Annotated in this window: 20 protein-coding genes and 1 other RNA gene; 18 read left to right on the forward strand and 3 right to left on the reverse strand. The window is 43.6% G+C overall.

What is annotated here, in order from left to right; all coding sequences use genetic code 11:
• Positions 1-25: 25 nt before the first annotated feature.
• From RAH45_RS05940 to RAH45_RS05950, 3 genes are all read left to right on the forward strand, one after another.
• Positions 26-367 (forward strand): IS630 transposase-related protein, encoded by a 342-nt coding sequence (locus RAH45_RS05940; RefSeq protein WP_201608655.1) that lies wholly within the window; start codon positions 26-28, stop codon positions 365-367.
• Positions 306-866: an IS630 family transposase gene (locus RAH45_RS05945; RefSeq protein WP_305935929.1), complete on the forward strand. Its 561-nt coding sequence runs from the start codon at positions 306-308 to the stop codon at positions 864-866. Before RAH45_RS05940 ends, RAH45_RS05945 begins: the two co-directional genes overlap by 62 nt.
• Positions 867-946: 80 nt before the next feature.
• Positions 947-1,780: a DUF4124 domain-containing protein gene (locus RAH45_RS05950; protein WP_306495811.1), complete on the forward strand. Its 834-nt coding sequence runs from the start codon at positions 947-949 to the stop codon at positions 1,778-1,780.
• A 115-nt stretch (positions 1,781-1,895) separates the two neighbouring features.
• On the opposite strand, the gene RAH45_RS05955 is transcribed toward RAH45_RS05950, so the two are convergent.
• Positions 1,896-2,612 carry an SIMPL domain-containing protein gene (locus tag RAH45_RS05955; protein WP_306495812.1) on the reverse strand — a complete coding sequence of 239 codons (717 nt, stop codon included), beginning with the start codon at positions 2,610-2,612 and terminating at the stop codon, positions 1,896-1,898.
• A 317-nt stretch (positions 2,613-2,929) separates the two neighbouring features.
• Here RAH45_RS05955 and ffs point away from each other — a divergent pair.
• From ffs to RAH45_RS06015, 12 genes are all read left to right on the forward strand, one after another.
• Positions 2,930-3,026: signal recognition particle sRNA small type (gene ffs, locus RAH45_RS05960), an RNA gene on the forward strand.
• A 213-nt stretch (positions 3,027-3,239) separates the two neighbouring features.
• On the forward strand, positions 3,240-3,830 hold the full coding sequence (locus RAH45_RS05965) for a LemA family protein (protein WP_306495813.1): 591 nt from the start codon (positions 3,240-3,242) through the stop codon (positions 3,828-3,830).
• 50 nt (positions 3,831-3,880) lie between these two features.
• On the forward strand, positions 3,881-6,922 hold the full coding sequence (locus RAH45_RS05970; protein ID WP_306495815.1) for a M48 family metalloprotease: 3,042 nt from the start codon (positions 3,881-3,883) through the stop codon (positions 6,920-6,922).
• Positions 6,923-7,057: 135 nt separating this feature from the next.
• Positions 7,058-7,954 (forward strand): hypothetical protein, encoded by an 897-nt coding sequence (locus RAH45_RS05975; protein WP_306495816.1) that lies wholly within the window; start codon positions 7,058-7,060, stop codon positions 7,952-7,954.
• Between the two features lie 128 nt (positions 7,955-8,082).
• Positions 8,083-9,192 carry a 3-phosphoserine/phosphohydroxythreonine transaminase gene (gene serC / locus RAH45_RS05980; RefSeq protein ID WP_306495817.1) on the forward strand — a complete coding sequence of 370 codons (1,110 nt, stop codon included), beginning with the start codon at positions 8,083-8,085 and terminating at the stop codon, positions 9,190-9,192.
• Positions 9,193-9,438: 246 nt separating this feature from the next.
• Positions 9,439-11,271 (forward strand): extracellular solute-binding protein, encoded by a 1,833-nt coding sequence (locus RAH45_RS05985; RefSeq protein ID WP_306495915.1) that lies wholly within the window; start codon positions 9,439-9,441, stop codon positions 11,269-11,271.
• 132 nt (positions 11,272-11,403) lie between these two features.
• Entirely contained in the window at positions 11,404-12,183 is a 780-nt protein-coding gene (gloB, locus tag RAH45_RS05990) for a hydroxyacylglutathione hydrolase (protein ID WP_068405252.1), read from the forward strand.
• 213 nt (positions 12,184-12,396) lie between these two features.
• Positions 12,397-13,467 carry a microcin C ABC transporter permease YejB gene (yejB, locus tag RAH45_RS05995; RefSeq protein ID WP_068405254.1) on the forward strand — a complete coding sequence of 357 codons (1,071 nt, stop codon included), beginning with the start codon at positions 12,397-12,399 and terminating at the stop codon, positions 13,465-13,467.
• Complete coding sequence (locus RAH45_RS06000) at positions 13,467-14,549, forward strand: ABC transporter permease (protein WP_102077051.1); 1,083 nt, start codon at positions 13,467-13,469, stop codon at positions 14,547-14,549. Before yejB ends, RAH45_RS06000 begins: the two co-directional genes overlap by 1 nt.
• 31 nt (positions 14,550-14,580) lie before the next feature.
• The gene (locus tag RAH45_RS06005) at positions 14,581-16,263 is read left to right on the forward strand and encodes an ABC transporter ATP-binding protein (protein WP_373429187.1); all 1,683 of its coding nucleotides are present in this window, start codon (positions 14,581-14,583) and stop codon (positions 16,261-16,263) included.
• A gap of 34 nt (positions 16,264-16,297) precedes the next feature.
• Positions 16,298-16,540 carry a hypothetical protein gene (locus RAH45_RS06010; protein WP_102077053.1) on the forward strand — a complete coding sequence of 81 codons (243 nt, stop codon included), beginning with the start codon at positions 16,298-16,300 and terminating at the stop codon, positions 16,538-16,540.
• A 284-nt stretch (positions 16,541-16,824) separates the two neighbouring features.
• Positions 16,825-18,135 carry an iron-containing alcohol dehydrogenase gene (locus RAH45_RS06015; protein ID WP_102077054.1) on the forward strand — a complete coding sequence of 437 codons (1,311 nt, stop codon included), beginning with the start codon at positions 16,825-16,827 and terminating at the stop codon, positions 18,133-18,135.
• A 135-nt stretch (positions 18,136-18,270) separates the two neighbouring features.
• Here RAH45_RS06015 and folE read toward each other — a convergent pair whose 3' ends face one another.
• Positions 18,271-18,867 carry a GTP cyclohydrolase I FolE gene (gene folE, locus RAH45_RS06020; protein WP_305935288.1) on the reverse strand — a complete coding sequence of 199 codons (597 nt, stop codon included), beginning with the start codon at positions 18,865-18,867 and terminating at the stop codon, positions 18,271-18,273.
• A gap of 353 nt (positions 18,868-19,220) precedes the next feature.
• Between folE and RAH45_RS06025 the strand changes: the two genes are divergently transcribed.
• Both RAH45_RS06025 and RAH45_RS06030 read left to right on the forward strand, forming a co-directional pair.
• Positions 19,221-20,027 (forward strand): enoyl-ACP reductase FabI, encoded by an 807-nt coding sequence (locus tag RAH45_RS06025; RefSeq protein ID WP_306495819.1) that lies wholly within the window; start codon positions 19,221-19,223, stop codon positions 20,025-20,027.
• Between the two features lie 109 nt (positions 20,028-20,136).
• Positions 20,137-20,835 carry a YoaK family protein gene (locus RAH45_RS06030; protein ID WP_306495821.1) on the forward strand — a complete coding sequence of 233 codons (699 nt, stop codon included), beginning with the start codon at positions 20,137-20,139 and terminating at the stop codon, positions 20,833-20,835.
• A 51-nt stretch (positions 20,836-20,886) separates the two neighbouring features.
• On the opposite strand, the gene RAH45_RS06035 is transcribed toward RAH45_RS06030, so the two are convergent.
• A complete protein-coding gene (locus RAH45_RS06035; protein ID WP_201590858.1) occupies positions 20,887-21,048 on the reverse strand; it encodes a hypothetical protein in 162 nt (53 codons plus the stop codon).
• Positions 21,049-21,443: 395 nt separating this feature from the next.
• Here RAH45_RS06035 and RAH45_RS06040 point away from each other — a divergent pair, with 395 nt between their 5' ends.
• Entirely contained in the window at positions 21,444-22,865 is a 1,422-nt protein-coding gene (locus RAH45_RS06040) for an SLC13 family permease (RefSeq protein ID WP_306495822.1), read from the forward strand.
• The last annotated feature ends 108 nt before the right edge of the window (positions 22,866-22,973 follow it).

A 22,973-nucleotide genomic window follows, 5' to 3' on the forward strand; every position in this document is an offset into this window, starting at 1 on the left:
AAAATAAATGAAAAGTAAAAAGATTATGACTTATTCAGCAGACTTTCGAGCTCAAGTGATTAAAAGTGTTGAACAACAAGGCATGAGTATCAGGCAAGCCAGTGTATTCTATGGTATTAGTAAGGCCACGCTACAGAATTGGCTCAAAGATCCTAGTATCAAACTAACTCGCAACAAACCACCAAATAAAATACCTAATGAAGCGCTATTAAAAGATGTTGAACAGCATCCAGACGATTACATGTACGAAAGAGCACAGCGTTTTGGATGTAGTAAGTCGGGCATCGAGGCCGCTTTAAAACGTCTTGGCATTAGTCAAAAAAAAGACCTTAGAGCATCCAAAAGCTTGCCCATTAAAGAGAGCTAAGTATCTAAGTAAACTGGGCGACTACATCGCTCAAGGCTATGCAATTGTATACATGGATGAAAGCGGCTTTGAGTCTGAAACCATTCGTTCTCATGGTTATTCACCTATTGGAACCCCTTGCATTGATTGCTATAACTGGCAAGGTAAAAAGCGCACCAACGTTATTGGTGCCTTATATAAAAAAGCGTTATTTGCCCTAGATTACTTCGAAAAGAATATCAATGGCGATATATTCTACAACTGGTGCAAAGACACGCTAATACCAAGCCTTAAAACTAAATGCGTGATTGTCATGGATAACGCTAGCTTTCACAAACGCGTTCAGAGATTGCTCAATAGACATGGTCATCGCCTGCTATTTCTACCGCCTTATAGTCCCGATTTAAACCCTATTGAGAAAAAATGGGCACAGGCGAAGTTTTTGCGCCAAGGGTGGATGGAGAATAATTTACCTAAACTGTTTCATGATATGGGTTGTATCAATTTTATTTTGGATTGACTATACTGATTTAATGGCAAAAATATCGCATAATGGTTGCATCTATATATTAATAACAAATCGCTTTAGGCTGATTGACTATGAGTTCATCATTAAAAAGTACTGTTTTTTTAAATAAAGGGTTGTCGCTAAGTCTGCTGACAGGGCTGGTTATTAGCACCGCAAGCCTTTACGCACCGATGGCAAATGCCGCTGCTATTTATAAAGTTGTCGATGAAAAGACCGGTCAAGTGACCTTTACCGACCGTCCGCAAAACTACGAACAGCAGGCTGGCAAACAAATTAGCCAAACCAGCGTGATGACTGGCAGCGATAGTGTGGGTGCAAATAGTTCTAGTCAAACCAACAATGCCAACAATCAGCCTGTCAATACTACTCAAGCACCTGCTACTAACACCACTGGCACCACTGCTAACAGTGACAAAACCGCTAATAAAGCGCCTATTAATTATCAGCTGACCATGACAGAGCCTAGCGAAGAGCGGGTATATCGTCGTCCAGTACAAAGCATCGATGTCAAGGTGCAAGTAAAACCAGCACTACAAGCAGGCGATAGCGTGAGCATTTACTTAGATGGTAACGAAGTGGCGCAGGGTTTGAGCGCTTCGATTGCCACCGTTGATATTCTACCGGGTGCGCATAACATCAAAGCGGTGATAAAAGATAAAAAAGGGCAGGCAGCAAAACAGGTCGAGCGTACCGTTTATGTCATTCAAAATACCCAAACCTTGCAAAAAAAGAAGAAATTAGCAGAGCAGCTGTTGGCGTATCAGCGTCTGCCTTGGCACCAAAAAGTGTTATTAAAACTGCGTCAAGATGGCAAGCAGCCCAATATGTTGTCATTTACTAAGCCAATAGTTGATAAGCCAATAGCTGATAAACCCATGACCCTTGAAGAACCGATAAAGAAATAACCTTGAATCTCTTGATTAAGTGTTAATAATAAAAATATAGCTATAAAATAAGGGCAGTCGCTGAATCAGTGGCTGCCCTTATTGTTAAAAACCATTTTTTATAACCGTCGTTATCTTATTTAGACAACTCAATCGTGCCATTGGCAGTGACTGAAATGGTACTGTTGCCCGATTCAAAATTTTGGCTTGGGACAGCGCTATCCATAGCAACTGATTCGGCTCTCATGCTATACATAGGGCGAGGGTAATTATTATTGTTGGTATTTAAGTTAACGGTTACTACACGATAGCCGCGCGCATCCCATGCACGGGTCAGGTTTTTAGCCTGCTGCTGAAAGGCGCGTGAAGCATCGGTCATAAGCTTTTGTTCAAGCGCATCTTTTTTAGCATCTGAAACCCCAAAGTTTAGATTTTCCATCACTAAGGTTTGCTGTAAGTCTGCAATCAGCTGGCTGGTGGCGACAAAGTCCGTACTCTTTAAGTCGATACTTGCTTGTCCTGTCCAACCAATGATTTTGTCATTTTTATCGTAGCGCGGATAGGTGCGCTGCTGGCCAGTACTGACCGTCACGCTCGGGTAGCGTTTGGCGATTTTCATCGCGTTATTGATCGAAGTATTAAGCGTGGTCGCTAGCGTTTTAGCATCTGATGCTTGCGCTTTTTTATACATAGTGGCGCGAACTTCGTCGTTTTGGACTTCCTCTTTGACTTCTGTCTGAAAAGTCAGCTGATCGTAGCCTGTGGGTTCTGCATGGGCGTTACCTATCATCGCTGTTAGTAGGGCGGCGGTACCCGTAGCAAGTGCGGCTTTGTTCATCCAAGTGTTTCTCATGGTTATCTCCTAATTAGTGCTCGTAATGGTTATCATAGTTGTATGAGGGATATCATAATTGTATGAGGGATATGGTCAGAAAACTCATTCTTATATGAGTATTTTTTGTATTGTTTTTTATGCAACATACCCTGACTAAAATAGCAAAAAATCAACAATTTGCTATGAGAATTTTGTGATTTAAGTTGCTGTTTAGATTTGGCCGCATTGTCGCTTGCACGTAGTACTGATAAGGTTGTTTATCGCCTAAAGCAAACAGTTTGACAATGGGGGTTGTAATAATAAAAAAATCTTGTATAATCTGCAACTGGTGGCTCCATTGGTAGCCTCGCAACATTGTTCTATGAATCCCGCCAGGACCGGAAGGTAGCAACGGTAATAGTTATAATGTGTGCCGAGGATGTGCTGATGGAGTCGCTTTTTTTACCTAAAATTTGCTGATAGTCGTGCTATATCGCTTTAAACGAGTCAATCCTAACAATAAGTCCTTCATTGTAAAGGGCTTTTTTTTCGCCTGCATTTCGTCTGATTTTAAACTTCAAACAAAATATATGGGTTAAAATACAATGTAGTAACCTTTAATAACAATATTGTGAACAAAAAACCTTTTGGAGTCTGATAACGAAAATGTTCGTTTGGCTATTCATTGCAGTGGTGGTATTGATCGTGGTCTTTGGGGTGTCAGTATTTAATAAGCTGGTACGTGCCCGCAACCAAGCAAAAAATGGCTTTGCACAAATCGATGTGCAGCTAAAGCGCCGTCATGACCTGATTCCAAATTTGGTCGAAATCGCCAAGCGTTATCTGAGCCATGAAGAAGAGACGCTGACCCGTGTGATTAATGCGCGTAATCATGCCCAAAGCTTACAAGATTCTACTAAGCATCAGCCAGATTCCCTTGAACATATGGCGTTGTTTGCCAAAGCAGAGGGTATGTTGTCAAAAGCCTTGGGGCAATTTTCAGCGGTCGTAGAAGCCTATCCTGAGTTAAAAGCGGACAGTATGATTAAAGAGCTGATGGATGAGCTCACCAACACTGAAAACCGCATAGGCTTTGCCCGTCAGCATTATAATGACAGCGTGATGTTTTATAACAATGATCGCGAAGTGTTTCCCAATAATCTTGTCAGCACAACCTTTGGCTTTCGTCCACTTAGCCCATTGGTATTTGAAGATAGAAAACTCATTGCTCAAGCACCTGTCGTCGATATGGGCTGATATTTGTATCATATTAAATGCAGTTAGTTATGGTTAGGTAAAATACATAGATGGATTTCTTTGGTGCACAACGTAGCCGTACTCAGCGCAGCTTGTTGCTTTATGGGTTATTTTTTCTGATTGTCTTTGCCCATATTGCGGTGGCACTTGGTGTTATGGCGCTGCTGCTCACGCTATTCACCGGTGGCATTTATCATTGGGTATTAATACTGGTTGCTGTCTGGACAATCGGTAGCTTTATCGTCGGTAGTTTTTTAGAGTATAGACGCTTAAAAGCAGGTGGTCGGGCGATTGCTCAACGTGTGGGTGCAGTGCGCTTGTTTATCGACCACAGCCAAGACACTTGGGAGCATAGCCAAGGAGTTGCCCATCAGCATCAGCCTGTATCAAAAGTTTGCTTTAGTGCCCGCCAGATTGCCGTACGTGATGAGCGGGATTTCCCGCCTGTTTATCGGCGTTATTATGAGATTGCCCAGCAGCTAGCCATTGCTTCAGGTTTGCGAATGCCAATTTTATATGTGCTGCCTGAAGAACAAGGCATTAATGGTTTTGTGGCGGGTCGCCATAGCCAAGATATGGTACTCGTCGTCACCCAAGGCGCCCTCGATAAGCTATCTGATGAGGCGCTATACGGGCTAATAGGGCATGAATATGGTCATATCTTACATGGTGATGCGACGTTTAATTTACAGGTAATGGTGGTGCTAGCAGGATTGCAATTACTCTATGACTGGAGTGATTCTATTAATAATTTTGGTTCTGGTTATAAAGTCAGTTATCAAAACACTCAGCAAAACAAGCAGCAAAACTATTTTGATGGCTCTTTTATTAATAGTGCGGTCAATCAAAGCAACCCTTTACCGCAAAGAGCAATCGATAGCCATGCGCGTCGCACTGAGGCGCAGACAGCCAACTTTACCACGCATAGTGAATGGGTCGCCTACTGGCAAAGCCAGTCGCAAAGCCAGCAATCTTCAGCTAAGAGTCAGTCAAGATGGCTACAACATAATGATAAGTTCAATAGTCAAGCGCCGCGTAATATCTGGACATTATTAATCCATGGATTGAGTTTTTCTAGTATGGCCAGTGCGCAACTGATTAAACACAGCTTTAATCGTGAGCGCGAGTTACTTGCCGATGCGACCAGTGTGCAGCTGACACGTTCGCCGGCTATTATGGAAACCTTAAAGGCCATTCACCAAGATGCGCTTGGTTCGCGCTTAACTTCCATCGCCGATATCAATGGATTAAGTCATTTCTTTTTTGCCAGTAGTGGTGCCGATTTGGGTGATGTCTCTTGGTTTGCCACGCATCCAAGTTTGGCTGAGCGTATGAGTGCCATCAATGCCAACGCTTATCATGATTTCGCCGTGCAAGTGGCTAAAGAAAAACGTCTCAATCAGCAAAAGATAAAAGAAATTTATGAGCAGCGCCGCTTGGGTGATTGGGGTGTGATAGTAGCAAATAGCCTAAGTAAAAATAAATTCGCTGATAAAAATATTGATAATATATTCAATGATGTTATTGACGAAGATGCGATTAAAAAAGATGCTATTAAAAAAGAAATCGCTGCCTTTTCTACTAGTGAAATGCAGAACGAATTGCAAGGCGATAACGGGCTTGAGTTTGTTGTAGAGCAAGATATTGTTATTGATGGGCGTTTGCAGGTGCAAGCACAAGATATTGGTACTCATCAGCTGCTTAAGCCGTGGCAAGCCAAACCTGATCGTGATTTGCCATCAGATACCTTGATTGCTATCGAAGATATACAAAAGGTATCGCTACCGCAGTATGTGCTCAATCACAGTTATCACCCGCTCGGGGCGCAGGCTTTGATTGAAGCCGTGCTACTTTGTCATCAGGGCTCTGTGCTGTCAACAGCAGCAACTTATGATTTAACTGATATCTGGCTTGGGCTTGATGAGGATAAGAGATTTTCTGCTGAAACTAAAGTTGATATAAATAACACGCGAGTTTTACCGCATACACTCGATCATAAATTGTTAGCGGCAGTGGCAAATCTTGACAGACGATTAGACAGCGCTTTGATTGCATTGGCGTTAAAGCAACTACGCCAGCATGATTTATCAGAAAGTGTTATTGATGAATTGCTCTTAAAATATGAAGCCAGTCACCGTAATCAAGATCATCAACATTACGTGCAGCAAAAAAAGTGTCGTACGATGCTATTGCGTTATCAGCAAGGTATCATTGAGATGTTTGAAAACTCCCTAACGGCTGATTTAAGCCAAAATATCGCTGATAATATAGATAATGATGATTCTATTGATAAGTCTACATCCGTATTAAATCCTTTAGAGAATACGTACTCGCGATTGTCTCGGTCGCCTTCGATTTTGTCCTTATGGCAGGCGCTACAGCTACAGCAATTATTACCCATAATATCTGCCGTATTAAACGATAAACAGGTGCAATCACATCTTCATCGCCAAACCCCTTCATACTATCAATGGCAGCAATTATTGCACGCTGGCACGGATGATATTTATGCTCAGCTTGACCCGTCAGGGCAGGTGTTTGATGGTCTTGATGTTGCCGCAAAAACCATGCTTACTTTATTGGCGTATCGCTTAGCAAAGGATGCCAAAGGGCAGGTAATATCTGCACTAGATGGCTCAGTACCTATCTCAACACCTATTTCAGTGCTCAGCTATAATAGTGCTAGCATTGCTCATTATCTTGTAGATTTACGCCGCCATGCACGTTTGCTTGATATTGATTTAGCTGCCGCTAGTGAGGCAAATTTGCAATGGCTATTATTGACCGCGCAAAATCTAAATAGCGTTCAATTATTAGCATTAATAGCAGCAGTGCCTATTTTTATAGCGCCTGCCAGTCAATCATCTGGCTCTCAAGCCAAAGGTGATGATAATTATCGACAGAGGCAACAGGGCGGCGCTCAAATAGATTATAATGCGATTAATAATAAGCCTTATGGTTATAATGATTACCGGCAATGGCTGAGTACGTTGCATACAGTGATGTTACACGATACGATAGTCAGTCAAGATGAGTATGATTGCTTGACCGAGCTTGCCAATCATTGGTTAGGCGTTCGGCAGCTTTTTTGAGCCATTTAGTTGATGGTATTTAAGTAATGGTTTTGCTTGCAAGAAACGATATGTTCTTGACCTTTTCTTAATAGTATTTCTTTTGACAATAAAAACCTGTAAATCCATTTTAGATAAGTAGGATAGTAAATAAGCATGAGTGATGTCCAAGACCCGCTAATTGTATTGCAGCATCGTATGCAGCAGCGCCAGATTTTAGCGATGATGGGTATCAATCAGTGGGTGCAGCCGAGCTCTGAGACATTGAGTATCGCTGATATTTCTGCGCCTGCCTTGCCTGATGCGGTTGCAGCTAACTCAACTTTAGCTAATACTAGGACTGCTTCTACAACGAGTACTGAACAGCCAAGCATTGAATTTTTGAATAATGAATCTTCTCATATTGCATCCCCAAATATTAATGCCATAGCAGATATGGTAGATGATGAGTCTAATCATTCTTATGATGACGCTAATGAGACAGATTTAAGTCATTCTGACCCACAAAGCCCCGTCACCTATCATTTTGACTCGACTGCCCCTGATATCTCTAAGCCCGCCGTTACCTCACTTGTAAATACGGTCGTTCAGCAAACTGCTCTTGATGACATAAATAATGCTGCAAGCTTTGAAGAGGACAGTTTTAAAGATAGTGGTTTTAACAAAGAGGGCTTTCAAGAGGAAAGCTTTAAAAAGGTAGCACCTTTTGATTTACAAGGTGGTCACTATGGCGATTGGGTAATTTTGGTTGATATCCAAGCCCTTAATCATAACAGCCAAAAACTGTGGCAAAATATCACCCAAGCGCTATCCATCAGTTGTGAGACAACCTCATTTCCTATTTGTGAAGGTATGGATACCGCTGAGCTTGCCAATGCCAGCCTTGCAGGATATGTGTTTAAGATTGGTCGTCGCGAAGAGATAAAAGTGGCGGCATTGACCGTATTACCTGACGGCCTTGAGCATCCGAACTTGACTACTGTGCCGACACTCGATGAGATGCTTGCTGATAGCAAACTTAAACGTCAGCTCTGGGAGCAGTTATCAAAGTAGAATTAAAGGCTTGCCACTTACTATTATTACGACTACTACGACAGAGAGTAAAAGATAACGATAACATTCACCTTTAACAGTTAACCTTTAATAACCACGATGATTTCATCATATTTAGGATAATAATTATGACCACTAAAGCCGCTCCTAACCGTGTACCCAATTTTTCAGCGGGACCTGCCACCATACCGACCGCCGTCTTATCACGCGCTCAAGAAGAGCTGCTTGATTGGCAGGGACGCGGTATGTCGGTCATGGAAGTGAGTCACCGTAGTAAAGAATACATCGCGATTACCGAAAAAGCGGAAGCCAAATTGCGCTCGCTTATGGACATTCCAGATAACTATAAAGTGCTGTTTTTACAAGGCGGTGCCAGCTTACAGTTTTCAGCGATTCCATTAAATCTGTTAAATGGTGGCCGCGCCGACTATCTAACGACGGGTACTTGGTCTGGTAAAGCGGTCAAAGAAGCACAGCGCTATGCCAAACTAGGTTTGGGCGAGGTTAATGTGGTGGCAACGGGTAAAGACAGTAATTTTACCGACGTGCCAGCCCAAAGCGACTGGAACCTGAGTAAAGATGCGGCGTACTTTCACTACTGCGCCAATGAAACCATTCATGGTGTACAAATATTTGAGCCGCCACAAGTCGATGCGCCAATTATCGCCGATATGTCCTCTTGCATTTTGTCACAGCCAATCGACGTCTCTAAATTTGGCATGATTTACGCCGGTGCACAAAAAAATATCGGGCCAGCAGGATTAATTATCGTCATTATCCGTGAAGATTTATTAGGGCAGGCAAGTGAGTGGTGCCCACTACTGATGAACTATGAACATCAGGCTGAAAAAGAGTCGATGTCAAACACGCCAGCGACGTATTCTTGGTATTTAGCAGGGCTGGTGTTTGATTGGTTAGAAGAGCAGGGCGGCGTCGCTGCTATCGGCAAAATCAACCAGCAAAAAGCGGATTTGCTGTATAAAACCATCGATGACAGCAGCTTTTATAGCAATCCAGTTGACCCCAAATATCGCTCTATCATGAATGTGCCGTTTACCTTAGCGGACAGCAGCCTTGATAAAGTGTTTTTAGAAGAGTCGGAAGCGGCGGGCCTTATGAACCTAAAAGGTCACCGCGATGTTGGTGGTATGCGCGCCAGTATTTACAATGCAGTGTCATTAGAGTGGGTACAGCATTTGGTTGACTTTATGATAGACTTTGAAAAAAAGCACGCTTAAGTTAGCACAGGTTTTAAAATAAAAGACGCAACTTTTATGAGCTGCGTCTTTTTTTATGCGTATTAGTGTTTTTTAAGCGGCATAATCCGTCATGTAGCAACCTTAACGCTGCAAAGCATTAGGTTAAAAAACCTAAATTTGTTATGATAAAATTTCGTCAATTATGTATTTTGTCGTCAGTCGCGCATTTTTTATCCCAGTTGGTTTAGAGTAGAGGGTCGTTATGAGGGGTATTACATAGTCATGATGCTAAAAAACTCTATGCTAAATGCCGTCTTGCTTGTCATTACGGTCAGCTGGATACCTGTTAGTATCGCAGCGCCAATCACCACGACTGCGCTTGGGCATAATAGTACCACTGAGTATATTGATGTACCGTATATGCCTTATGCCAATCCAAAGGCGCCCAAAGGTGGTACGCTGTCGCTAGATGCACGCGGCACCTTTAATGCGGCCAATAAATGGATGACCACAGGCGTGGCGATGGTTGGCACCGACTATCTGTACGATACCTTGATGACGGGCTCCCTCAATGAAGCCTTTACCATGTATCCGCAGCTGGCTGATAAAGTCACCTATGATCCTGACGATACCAGTTGGATTATTTACCATGTTAATCCTGCTGCGCGCTTTTGGGACGGCTCGCCCGTGACCAGTCATGATGTTAAAGCCACTTATGATGCGATATTGACTAAAGGTCCGATGTATATCCGCAGCTATTTGGGCGATATTAAAGACATTGAGATTATCGATAAGCAGCGGGTAAAGTTTGTTTTTAAGTCTGATGATAATAAAGAGATATTATTAACGGTTGGGCAATTCCCTATTTTTGCTAAATCCTCGATTGATACAGATTTTGAAAAAATAACATTGACGCCGCTCATGGGTAGTGGTCCTTATAAGCTTGGCCGCGTCGATGCGGGGCGTGCGGTCAGCTATGTGCGTGATCCCAATTATTGGGGCCGTGATTTGATGGTCAATCGCGGTCGTTATAATTTTGATATGATTAAGTTTGTCTATTATCAAAGTGATGAGATTGCTTTTGAGGGTTTTAAATCTGGGCAATATCGTTTTCGCCCTGAGAATAAAGCGTCGAACTGGGCAACGGGTTATAACTTTCCTGCAGTCAAGGCAGGTTTGATTTATAAAGAAACTATAAGCAGCGAAAACCCAGTACCAATGCAAGGTCTAGTCATGAATATGCGACGTCCCATCTTTCAAGATATTCGCGTTCGCCAAGCCTTGACGGCAGCTTACGATTTTGAGTGGATGAACAAAACTTTATTCCATGGCCAATATGAGCGCTTACAAAGCTTTTTTCATGGCTCAGAGCTAGCAGCAACTGGCACGCCATCTGCGGCTGAGATGCAGGTATTAAAACCATTGCTAACCAAGCTTGAACCAATTCAGCGGCAAGCGGTATTGACGGAATGGCGATTGCCAACCAGCGATGGTAGCGGTTTTAATCGTCAAGGATTGTTAGAGGCGCGGCAGCTATTGCTAGAGGCTGGTTTTTATTATCAAGATATGAAGTTGTATCAGCCAAACGGTAAGCTTGCTCAGATTGAGATCTTGATGACGGGTGAAACCATGGGGCGGGTATTGTTGCCTTATATTCGTAACCTAAAGCGTTTGGGCTTTGATGCGACCTTACGCCAAGTCGATGGGCCACAATATTATGAACGTGTGCGCCGATTTGACTACGATATGATGGTCGACATCTTTGCCCAGAGCTTATCGCCTGGCGCGGAGCAATTGGGCTTTTGGGGCAGTGCTGCCGCCGATGAAGCGGGTAACGCCAATACCATCGGTATTAAAAACCCTGCGATTGACAGTGTTATTAAAAAACTGGGCGATGCTAAAAGTCGCGATGAGATTGTCTTATATACGCACGTACTTGATCGCCTGCTACGGGCAGGACATTATTTAGTCCCTTTATATGGCAAATCTAGCACCAATGTTGCCTACTGGAATCAATATCGGCATACGGCAAAACTGCCGACCAATGCGATCGGTATCGATTATTGGTGGTCAGATAAAGAAGCGGAAGCCCGTGTTAATCGATACTTAAAGCAATAGTTTAAGATAATGGCTCAAAACAGTTATTTAAAAATTATCATTTAAACCAGTAAATAAAATCTCGTTTCATTTGGTTTTTAAAATTTAATAAAAAACATCAGTAATAAAGACAATCACTGCTAAGGATTTTATATGAGTATTCGTATTCACCCCATTAAAGCGTTCAATGACAACTATATTTGGACACTCATTAATGAAAATAATAAGCAGGCGATTGTCATTGATCCGGGTCAAGCCGAGCCAGTTATCGCTTATTTAGAAGAAAATGGCTTGGAGCTGACGTCTATCTGGACCACGCATCATCACCATGATCATATCGGCGGTGTTGCCGAGCTACAAGAATCTTATCCGATGACGCATTTGGTTGCGCATACAGAGCATAACGTCGATGAAGATCAGGCTATCAAAGATGGTAGTACGGTCAGTGCGTGGGGCTGTGCCGCGCAAGTGTGGGATGTGTCTGGTCATACTGCAAGCCACATGGCGTATATCTTAGATATCGATGGACAAAAGCATTGTTTTTGCGGTGATACCTTATTTAGTGCCGGTTGCGGACGTGTCTTTACCGGCACGATTGAGCAATTGCATGAAAGCTTTAAGCGCTTAAATGGCTTGCCAGCTGAGACGCTGCTGTATCCAGCCCATGAATATACTGCCAGCAACTTACGCTTTGGCTTATCTATTGAACCTGCCAATGAAGCGATGCAGCAAGCGCTTGCGCAAGCAGAAGAAAAAACCGCCCAAGGTATCCCGACATTGCCAGTCATTTTAGAACACGAGCGCGCAATCAACGTGTTTTTACGCACGCAAGAGCCCAGTGTGATAGCAGGGGTGAGGTCTAAAGTCACTATCGATGATGACAAGTCTTTGACAGTATTTGCCGCATTACGTGAGCTTAAAAATAACTTCTAAATGCTAGGGCGTGTCCTCACTTCAAGCGATTGTATCTAAATGGGCTAAAAATGGCTAAATTTTGCCAAATATCGTCAAATAGCTGATTAATACCCCGGTATTATTTGCGCTATTTTCCTCATTTGACTGCAATTTATCTCATTTTTATGACCATTTTTAAAATGAGGACACACCCTAAGTTGTCATATCTCTATGTTTTAGGAAGCCGTCATTATGGGTCGTTATATCTTAAAAAGGTTGTTACTGATATTACCGACGCTATTTTTGATATTGCTGGCGAACTTTGTCATTGTCCAAGCGGCGCCGGGCGGCCCTGTCGAGCAGCAACTGGCGCTTATCGAACAAAGTGCAAAAGACGGTGCGCTCAGCGGTAATATCGGTGCGGGCAGTGCCGGTGGCAATAAGAGCACTTACCAAGGCACGCGCGGCCTATCTGAGGAAATGGTAGCGGCAATTAATGCGCAATACGGCTTTGATAAGTCAGCACCTGAGCGCTTTTGGCTGATGCTAAGGAATTATGCCAAGCTTGATTTTGGGACATCGTTTTTTAAAGGTCAATCGGTGACTGACTTGATTGTTGAAAAATTACCAGTATCAATCTCGCTTGGGCTATGGAGTACGCTGCTGATTTATATGATAGCGATTCCGCTTGGTGTCTATAAAGCGATGCATCATGGCTCAGGGATTGATAAAGCAACAGCCATGCTGCTTGCTATCGGCCATGCGATACCTGTTTTCGTATTTGCCGTCATACTGTTAGTGTTTTTTGCCGGTGGCAGCTATTGGAATATTTTTCCGCTACAAGGATTAACTTCCGAAAATTTTGACCAATTAAGCACGCTTGGTAAAGTGAAAGATTACTTTTGGCATCTGGCATTGCCGCTCCTAGCAAGTACCGTTGGCGGCTTTGCTGGCTTGACTTACTTGACCAAGTTTAGCTTTTTAGAAGAGCTCGGTAAGCAATATGTCCTTACCGCGCGAGCCAAAGGCTTGGGCGAACGGCAAGTGTTATACGGCCATGTGTTTCGTAATGCGATGTTGATTATTATCGCCGGTATTCCAGCGGCTATCGTTGGGATTTTCTTTGCCGGTAATTTTTTGATTGAGATTATCTTTAAACTTGATGGTTTGGGGTTGTTGGGTTTCGAAGCCATTCAGCAGCGTGATTATCCGGTGATATTTGGTACGCTGTTTATCTTTACTTTGCTCGGGCTGTTATTACAGTTAATCAGTGATTTAAGTTATCACTTAATTGATCCGCGTATTGATTTTGAGGGGCGCTAATGTCAAGTCATCCATTATCTTCTGTACCCTCAAACACATCTTCCATTGTCCCAGAAAAAAAACGCCGCCTAAATCCTATTTGGCAGGCACGCCTAAACCGTTTTCGCCACAATCGCCTTGGAGTAATATCGCTATTTATTTTTGCCCTGATATTTGTCATTTGTATGGCAGCCAATGTCATTGCCAATGACAAGCCCCTACTGGTGCAGTATCAAGGTGATTATTATTTCCCCGTCCTAAAAGCCTATCCCGAAACGACTTTTGGTGGGGTGTTCGAGACTGAAGCCAATTACAAAGACCCTGCAGTGCAAGCGTTGATTGATGAGCAGGGTTTTTATATTATGCCGCTCATTCCCTTTGCCGATCAGACACCAAACGTTGAGCTTGGGATTCCATATCCAGCCGCGCCCAATAGTCAAAATTGGCTGGGTACCGATGACTTAGGACGCGATGTGCTGGCGCGGATACTTTATGGATTGCGGGTATCTTTGTTGTTCGGTATCGCCTTGACGCTTGCGGGTGCATTAATTGGCATTATCGTTGGTGCGATACAAGGCTATTACGGTGGCTGGGTAGATTTAGCCGGGCAGCGCTTTATGGAAGTATGGGGCGGGATGCCGCAGCTGTTTATGATTATTATTTTGGTCAGCTTGTTTAGCCCTAGCATATTTATGTTATTTGCCATGATGTTGTTATTCGGTTGGATGGGGCTAGTCGGTTTGGTACGGGCAGAGTTTTTGCGTGCGCGTAATTTTGATTATGTTCGTGCCGCGCGTAACCTTGGGGTGTCAGACAGTCAAATCATGCTCAGGCATATCTTACCTAATGCATTGGCATCAAGCTTGTCACAACTGCCATTTATTCTAACCGCTAATATTATCGCGTTAACAGCGTTAGACTTTTTAGGATATGGTCTGCCACCTGGTTCACCGTCGCTTGGTGAGCTGATGGTACAAGGGAAAAACAACCTCGATGCCCCTTGGCTCGCGCTATCAGGGTTCTTTAGCTTAACTTTTATTTTATCCTTGCTCATCTTCGTTGGCGAAGCGCTACGTGATGCCTTTGATCCGAGGCGCTCGTGATATGACAACTGATAAAATAATAACCGCTAATATGACGACCACTACTGAGCAAAGTGCTAATGAGCAAAATGCCCATTCAAATGATAGTCATAGCAATAGCCAAAATAAGCTCATGCTGAGCGTAGATAAACTTAGCATCGTCACGGACGCAGGCATGGTTCTGGTCGATAAGCTATCGTACGAGCTACGGCAAGGGCAGACATTAGCGATAGTAGGCGAGTCGGGCTCTGGTAAGTCGATTGCCAGTCTTGCGCTATTAGGCTTGCTACCGGACAGTTTGACGGTTAGCGGTGAAGTGCAGCTAGCAAACGCCAAAGACATGAGGGCGCTGCCAATTACCAATGACAAAGGGCGAAATGTGGCGCTGCGCTCTATTCGTGGGCAGCGTATCGGTATGGTGTTTCAAGAGCCGATGACGGCGCTAAACCCACTACATACGGTCGGCAAACAAATTGCAGAATCCTTGCGTATCAGCGGCGCCCCCAAAAAACAGTGGCGCGAAAAAAGTATCGCTTTATTAAACGATGTCAATATCAACGACCCTGCTGATAAGCTAAATCGCTATCCACATGAGTTATCAGGCGGTCAACGCCAACGGGTCATGATTGCCATGGCATTGGCGCAGCAGCCTGATGTTTTAATCGCTGATGAACCGACGACCGCGCTTGATGTGACCTTGCAACATGAGATTCTAACCCTGTTAGATAACCTTAAGTGTCAGCATAATATGGCAATGATATTAATCAGCCATGATCTCAATCTGGTCAGGCGCTATAGCGATGACGTCATCGTCATGCGCCAAGGACACACGATTGAGCAAGGGCAAACGGCAGCAGTATTTAGCCAGCCTAAAGCGGACTATACCCGCTCGCTTATCAAGCAAGATTTCGGGCAAGCACTCAGTTTATTGGATGATGAAAGTCAGTTACCAACCGTATTGCAAGTCAGTAACCTACAAGTAAAATTTCCTATTGAAAAAAGCTTGTTTGGCGGCACCAAACGTTGGTTTGATGCGGTAAAAGATGTCGATATGACCCTGCAGAAAGGGCAGGCGTTGGGTATCGTTGGTGAGTCAGGCTCTGGTAAAACCACCATTGCCCTTGCGCTAAGCCAATTACTCAGCAATCAAGCGCGTGTCAGTGGTCAGATAATGGTCAATGGACAGGACATGACGGCATTGTCCAAACGTCATTTGCGCACCTTGCGCGCGCAAATTCAAATGGTGTTTCAAGACCCCTTTGCCAGTATCGATCCACGTATGACGGTCATGCAAATCGTCGAAGAAGGGCTGTTAGTACAAGGTGTCAATAAAGCAGAACGCCAGCAAGCAGTGATGGATAGTTTGGCGACTGTGCATCTACCAGCGGAGTTTGCGCAGCGTTATCCGCATGAGTTATCGGGCGGTCAGCGTCAGCGCGTCGCCCTTGCGCGTGCCCTTATTATGCAGCCAAGTTTATTGATATTAGATGAGCCAACGTCGGCGCTTGATAGCACCACGCAGGTTACGGTGGTCAACTTGCTACGGGAAATTCAAGCAAAATTGCAAGTCAGCTATGTGTTTATCAGCCACGATTTAAAAGTAGTCCGCGCCTTATGCCAGCATATGATGGTGATAAAAGACGGCGTGTGTATTGAGTCGGGCCCTAGCGAAGATGTGTTTAATAATCCACAGCACCCGTACGCGCAGCAGCTGTTGCAGGCGAGTTCCTTATAACAATAAACGCTATCAATTATTATAAGTAAAAATCATGAGAAAATTATGCTTGATGCTTTTATCTAGCGCTCTATCGCTTAGTGGTTGTTCGGATAGTTCAACCGTAGCTAATACAGAAGAAAAATATGCCATTGGCGATCTTGGTGGCGTTTCTGTAAATCTACCTAGAGAATTTGTCGAATTGATTGAATATGATGGGGATCCTAGTTGGGGAGAAAAGCGCGTGGGTAAAAAGCCTGAACGAACCTACAACAAGTCGCTACTGAGACTATTTTAAGTTTTCGTAAAGAAGCAAGTTGATGGCTGATTTTCTTTGTATAAGTAAAGATGCGACGCTAAATAACCAGAACATCGCAGTTCATAATAATCATGACATCCTAAAAATGGCGGTGGTACAATAAGTTTAAACAGTAGTCTGCTTTATGTAGACGCTGATGCAGTATTTTTATTCACCGTGCTTTTGTTTTGACAGCATTTTTTATTTTGACTGCGGTGATGAATCACTGCTTTAAGTTGTCGTTGTTGCTAGTATTAGCATTATTAAAAAGGATTTTTATACCTATGAAAAAACAAAATACTATTTCTAAATTGGTCAGTAGTACAGGCTTACAACACGCTGGTTATTTGGCGGTTGCTAAGACGCGTGCCAAAGTACTAAAAGCCTTTTCTTACGTAGTGCCAGTCAGAAGACCGATGTTGTTTGTCGGTGAGACCTCGTGTGAAGATTTGTGTGACATGCTCATCAATGAAGGCAATACCAATGTTTTTATCGTTACGGACGCGGTATTAAACAAACTTGGTATCCCTGCTAAAGTCACAGATTATCTAGATAGCAAAAATATCAGCTATAAAATCTACGACGGCATTACCCCAGATCCTACTTTTAAAGTCGTCGAAGAGGGATTGCGCAAGTCTGTCGACGCTAAGTGCGACTCAATTATTGCCATCGGTGGCGGCTCGGTTATTGATGCGGCTAAAATGATTGCCATGTCACAAGGCAATAACTGCAAGCCAAAACAGCTTATCGGTATCTTGAAAGCCAGAAAACCTTCGGTTCCGCTTTATTGTATTCCAACCACAGCTGGCACCGGTTCAGAAGCGACGTTGGGTGCGGTGGTGTCAGATGACAAAACGCATCAAAAAGCCCTATCTATCGACCCAAGAATGGTGCCATTAGCAGCGGCTATCGATCCGATTATTATGAAAGGCATGCCGGCGCATATCACAGCAGATACCGGTATCGATGTCTTAACCCATGCTTTAGAAGCGTGGATGAGTGCCAATGCTAGCGTCGAGACCGATTATTATGCGGCTTCTGCAGTTAAAACTGTAATGCAAAACCTACCACTGGTTTATAAAGATGGCGGCAACTTGAAAGCACGTGAAGAGATGGGTATCGCCGCTCATTACGGCGGTATCGCCTTTAATAAAGCCGGTCTAGGTTACGTTCATGCTATCGCTCACCAGTTGGGGGCGCACTATAGTATCCCCCACGGTCGTGCCAATGCCATCGTCTTACCATATGTGCTTGACGTCAATCGCAAAGGCAGCAAAAAAAGATTGGCAGAGTTAGCTCGCAAGACTGGTATGGTCAAATCGGGTCAAGCTGGCAAGAGTGATAGCGATATTGCCGATAGTCTCATCGCACAAGTACGCGAGCTGATTGCTACCTTAAATATCGATCCAACCGTTAAAAATATGCAAAGCAGTGATTTTAATGATATTGCCAAAGCCGCGGCAAAAGAAGTCAGCGATACTTATGCGGTGCCGACTTATCTATCTGCTGCTGAGATTAAGGATATTTTAACCAAGATTAAGCAAGCCAGTGATGAGCACGCCAGTCGTGATGCAAAAACTGATAAGGTTGCTTAAGTTATTTAAGCTACTTAATAAGTCCGATGATCAATCTCTAAAAATAAAAAAGAGCACATTGCGATATCAACAATGTGCTCTTTTTCTTTACTTCTCTGTTGCTTATAACTAGCACTGGTTTTATTTTAAACGATATTAAAACGCAGGTTTACGCTTTGGCACCGCATCTAAAAACTCATTACGGGCTTGATTGTCGTGTACATACTCGCCCAGCATCGCTGTACTGCGCGTGGTTGAATGCTGCTTGTTAACGCCGCGCATCATCATGCACATGTGCGCTGCATCCATAACCACTGCCACACCGCGGCAACCTGTTACATCCATAATCGTTTGTGCCACTTGTTCGCTCAAATTCTCTTGAATTTGCAAGCGACGAGCAAACATATCAACGATACGGGCGAATTTTGATAGCCCTAATACTTGACCATTCGGCAGATAGCCGATGTGCGCGACGCCATGAAATGGCAACATATGATGCTCACATAATGAATAAAATTCAATGTTTTGCACCAAGACCAATTCACGATTGGTCGATGGAAATACCGCGCCATTGACCACTTCTTCCAAGCTTTGATGATAGCCTTTCGTCAAATGCGCAAACGCTTTTGCCGCGCGTATCGGGGTGTCTTGTAAGCCAGGACGCTCTAAGTCTTCGCCAGTTGAAGTAATTAGCTGGCGATAGGATTCAACACTTTCTTGAAAATCTGTTGCTATTGTTGGGGTATTGCTCATAAGTTTGGCAGCCATCCAAAATGTGGGTGTAGCTTAACGCTAAATCCTGGTTTACAAACAATGGTTGTAAAGGATTTTTATAAAAATTGTGCAAGCTGGGAGGGCTGTGATTATACTTGAAAACAGCTTAACTTCATACTGCTATGCTCAGTAGATAATCTTTTTAACCATATTAGCGGTTACTATGAAAGGAGATTAAGCGTTTATAGCATGTAAGTAAATACAGTATACGACTGTTTACTTAAATCAATTCGTGTATAATAAGTCATCTTTTCATTGGTACTTTTCCTCGCTATTTATGAGCGAGCTATTAAAAATAATCTCTTATTTAAATCGATTTACAGGGAACTATTATGCTACTACAAGGACAACGCTTTGTCGTCACCGGCATCGCAAGCAAACTTTCTATCGCTTGGGCAATCGCTGAAGCGCTGCACCGTGAAGGCGCGTCGTTAATTTTGACTTATCCCAATGACAAAATTAAAAAACGGGTCGATATGGCCGCCGAAGCCTTTGAAGCGGACTTGGTACTTGAGTGTGATGTGGCATCGGATGCGTCGATTGCGGCATGTTTTGAGCAAGTGACCGCGCATTGGGGCGATGGTATTGATGGTGTTGTCCACGCGATTGGCTTTGCGCCGATGGACCAGTTAGATGGCGATTTCGTCAATGCCACTACCCGTGAAGGCAGCCAAATTGCTCATGATATCTCAAGCTATAGCTTTGTGGCCTTGGCCAAAGAAGCACGCGCGCTGCTAGCCATGCGTCATGGTTCTATGCTGACCTTGACCTATGAAGGCAGTATTTCCGTATTGCCAAATTACAACGTCATGGGCATGGCAAAAGCCAGTTTAGAGGCCAGTGTGCGCTACCTTGCTACCTCGATGGGCGGTGAAGGTATTCGTGTCAACGCGATTTCTGCTGGTCCTATTCGTACCCTTGCGGCAAGCGGCATCAAATCGTTCCGTAAAATGCTCGATATCAGTGAAAAAATCGCCCCGTTACAGCGTAATATTACCCAGACCGAAGTCGGTAATGCGGCGCTATTTTTACTATCACCGTGGGCATCTGGTATCACCGGTGAGATTATGTTTGTGGATGCAGGTTTTAATACCGTTGCCATCAGCGAGCAATTAATGATGCTTGATGAGACAAAATAATGTTTGTAAGCAAAGTTAATATGAGTTAAGCAGTAGAGAAGACGGCCAATTGGCTGTCTTTTTTGGTTATAATAAGGGCTTTTTGGTGTTGGGCCATTAGGCAACGAATATGATAACCAGATTACCAAAATGGATATTGTGGGGCGGCGCTGTACTGGCATTTAGCGCAGGCTGCGTCAATACCGCCGCATTAATGGGCTTTACCAATTTATCCGTCTCGCATGTGACCGGAAACGTCAGCCTGTTTTCAGCGGCGATTGCGCATTTAGACGGTCGCAGTATTTTATGTATCGGTGCTTTGCTGCTGTCTTTTTTGGCTGGGGCAATATTAAGCGGTTTTGTGATTGGGCAACGATCATTAAAGCTGGGTCGGCGTTACGGCAGTGCGCTGTATATAGAAGCGGCGCTATTATTGATTAGCTATTGGTTATATCAGCAGCATGATTACTTAGGACAATTGGCAGCGGCGATGGCGTGCGGCTTACAGAATGCGATGGTCGCTACCTATAGCGGCGCGGTTATTCGTACCACCCATTTGACCGGTCTGACCTCTGATATGGGCGCTGCCATCGGTAACTGGCTGGCGGGACGGCGTATTAGTAAGCCTACATTGGGCTTTCAAGCGATTATTTGGTACTGCTTTTGCGGTGGCGGCGCAGTCGGGGCGTTTTTATATGCCAAAGTTGGCTATGGCGCGTTATTTGTCCCTATTAGCATTGTTTTGAGTGCAGCTTTTTTCTATAACTATATGTCAGACCGTTTGCCAGAAAAAAGACAGCCTAGACAAAAAAAGCGCCCATCTGCTTGATGAGCGCTTTTTATTTTAATTTTTTAATTCAAATAAGCTTAACGAGACAAACTACTTATCGTCTTCTTCGTGATCTTCATGTTCATGTAACCCTTGCATCATATCTAATGCGGAGTCGTCGGTACGCTGCTGATCTTTTTTATCCAAGCCATCTTGATTGATATCTTTTGGCGCCATTTTTGTGGTCGCATCGGTTTTATTTGAATTTGGCATAGCATACTCCTGTTTGTTTTTATTAATGTCCAATAAAGTCCAATAAAGTCCAATAAAGTCCAATAAAAATTTTAAAAATATAATGGGTAAATTTATCGGCTTTTAGCTTTAATTAACTTATTTAGTATGAGATAGCACTGTACGCTTGTACATACACGGTGTACGCTTGTTTAGTGACGATGTGTAACCATACATCACAAGGATTACTGCTTAATTTTTCTATAACCACATTTATTGCAAAATTATCAGCAGCACTCTTAAATCAGTTTTTTGTTATATATCTGCTATGATGACGGCGTATTTTTTGCGGTTACCGATTGATGAAGGGTATATCGCCAAAGTACGCTTTTGTTTTAGGTTTTTTACACTGTCTTTGGGGAAAATAAGGACATTTTATGTCAGAGCAAAAACTAGATAGCCATCTTCCTGATGATGGCAACGAGTATTTATTTACCGATACTTTTCCAAAAGGTACAGGTAAAGGGTTGATAGTGGTCGCTATTGCGGCGGTTATCAGTATGATTATCTATAACGTTTTGCCGTTTGATATCAATGCAAATAAAGGCCTGGCGATGTTGTTTTTCATCGGGGTACTGTGGCTGACAGAGGCGGTGCACGTTACGATTACGGCGCTTTTGGTCGTCGTCGTTGGTGCGTTGATTGGCATTCCAGAGTTTGATGCGGAGATTGGCTTACAAAGCTTTGCCAATCCGACGATTTATTTATTCTTTGGTGGTTTTGCTTTGGCAGCGGCACTACATGTACAGCAACTGGATAAAAAAATTGCGTTGAAGATTTTATCGATGTCAGGCGGTAAGCTCAGCACGGCAGTATTTTTGATATTTGGTGTGACAGCGTTTTTGTCGATGTGGATATCGAATACTGCGACCGCGGCGATGATGTTGCCACTAGTACTCGGTATTTTGACCCAAGTTGACCGTGAAAAAGACCGTGGCACCTTTGTTTTCGTATTACTGGGTATTGCTTATTCAGCGAGTCTTGGTGGTCTGGGTACGATTGTTGGTTCGCCGCCAAACGCTATTGCCGCAAAGGCGCTTGATATTGCGTTTGTAGACTGGATGAAGTTTGGTATACCGATGATGTTGGTGCTCTTGCCATTGTTACTGGGTGCCATGTATGTGTATTTAAAACCAAATCTAAATCGTAAGATTGTACTGCTTGAAGACGAGCCTATTGCTTGGAATAAACCGCGCATAGTGACAATTATCGTCTTTATCATTACCGCCCTTAGCTGGATCTTTTCCAAAAAAATCGGCGCTGCATTAGATATCACGGATACTGATGCCGTAATTGCCTTATCCGCTGCTGCTGCTGTAGTGAGCTTGGGTTTGGTGTCATGGAAGCAAGTGTCTGATAATACCGATTGGGGCGTACTCATGCTGTTCGGTGGCGGTATCGCGCTATCGACGATTTTGAAAGTATCAGGTGCGTCTTTGGTACTGGGCGAAACGGTTGCCAATGCGCTGTCTTCAGCACCGCTTATTATCGTCATGATTGCCGTATCGGCATTTATTATCTTCTTGACGGAGTTTGCTTCTAATACGGCTTCTGCTGCTTTGTTAGTACCAGTGTTTGCTGCTATTGCTGAGCAAATGGGACTGCCACATGAAGTGCTCGTCTTGGTCATCGGTATTGGCGCCTCATGTGCCTTTATGTTACCGGTTGCCACGCCGCCGAATGCGATTGTCTTTGGTACGGGGCTGATTAAGCAAAACGAGATGATACGTGTTGGTGTTATTCTTAATATTCTTGCTACCCTAGTCGTCGGGTTGTGGGCGTATTTTTTCTTAATATAGCCTAGCAATTAAGTTCATCATAATCCCTAAAGCCCGATATTTACTTAAATGTCGGGTTTTTTATTTCCTTTTATTGTTAGTCTGTGTATAACGGAGTGATTTGCGAGG

The organism is Psychrobacter sp. van23A (assembly GCF_030845275.1).
GTDB lineage: Bacteria > Pseudomonadota > Gammaproteobacteria > Pseudomonadales > Moraxellaceae > Psychrobacter > Psychrobacter faecalis.

Bases quoted from the DNA above. Each gene is read 5' to 3' on its own strand.
- RAH45_RS05940 (WP_201608655.1), top strand. From the start codon at position 26: ATGACTTATTCAGCAGACTTTCGAGCTCAAGTGATTAAAAGTGTTGAA.
- RAH45_RS05950 (WP_306495811.1), top strand. From the start codon at position 947: ATGAGTTCATCATTAAAAAGTACTGTTTTTTTAAATAAAGGGTTGTCG.
- RAH45_RS05955 (WP_306495812.1), bottom strand. From the start codon at position 2,612: ATGAGAAACACTTGGATGAACAAAGCCGCACTTGCTACGGGTACCGCC.
- RAH45_RS05965 (WP_306495813.1), top strand. From the start codon at position 3,240: ATGTTCGTTTGGCTATTCATTGCAGTGGTGGTATTGATCGTGGTCTTT.
- RAH45_RS05970 (WP_306495815.1), top strand. From the start codon at position 3,881: ATGGATTTCTTTGGTGCACAACGTAGCCGTACTCAGCGCAGCTTGTTG.
- RAH45_RS05975 (WP_306495816.1), top strand. From the start codon at position 7,058: ATGAGTGATGTCCAAGACCCGCTAATTGTATTGCAGCATCGTATGCAG.
- serC (WP_306495817.1), top strand. From the start codon at position 8,083: ATGACCACTAAAGCCGCTCCTAACCGTGTACCCAATTTTTCAGCGGGA.
- RAH45_RS05985 (WP_306495915.1), top strand. From the start codon at position 9,439: ATGCTAAAAAACTCTATGCTAAATGCCGTCTTGCTTGTCATTACGGTC.
- gloB (WP_068405252.1), top strand. From the start codon at position 11,404: ATGAGTATTCGTATTCACCCCATTAAAGCGTTCAATGACAACTATATT.
- yejB (WP_068405254.1), top strand. From the start codon at position 12,397: ATGGGTCGTTATATCTTAAAAAGGTTGTTACTGATATTACCGACGCTA.
- RAH45_RS06000 (WP_102077051.1), top strand. From the start codon at position 13,467: ATGTCAAGTCATCCATTATCTTCTGTACCCTCAAACACATCTTCCATT.
- RAH45_RS06005 (WP_373429187.1), top strand. From the start codon at position 14,581: ATGACGACCACTACTGAGCAAAGTGCTAATGAGCAAAATGCCCATTCA.
- RAH45_RS06010 (WP_102077053.1), top strand. From the start codon at position 16,298: ATGAGAAAATTATGCTTGATGCTTTTATCTAGCGCTCTATCGCTTAGT.
- RAH45_RS06015 (WP_102077054.1), top strand. From the start codon at position 16,825: ATGAAAAAACAAAATACTATTTCTAAATTGGTCAGTAGTACAGGCTTA.
- folE (WP_305935288.1), bottom strand. From the start codon at position 18,867: ATGAGCAATACCCCAACAATAGCAACAGATTTTCAAGAAAGTGTTGAA.
- RAH45_RS06025 (WP_306495819.1), top strand. From the start codon at position 19,221: ATGCTACTACAAGGACAACGCTTTGTCGTCACCGGCATCGCAAGCAAA.
- RAH45_RS06030 (WP_306495821.1), top strand. From the start codon at position 20,137: ATGATAACCAGATTACCAAAATGGATATTGTGGGGCGGCGCTGTACTG.
- RAH45_RS06035 (WP_201590858.1), bottom strand. From the start codon at position 21,048: ATGCCAAATTCAAATAAAACCGATGCGACCACAAAAATGGCGCCAAAA.
- RAH45_RS06040 (WP_306495822.1), top strand. From the start codon at position 21,444: ATGTCAGAGCAAAAACTAGATAGCCATCTTCCTGATGATGGCAACGAG.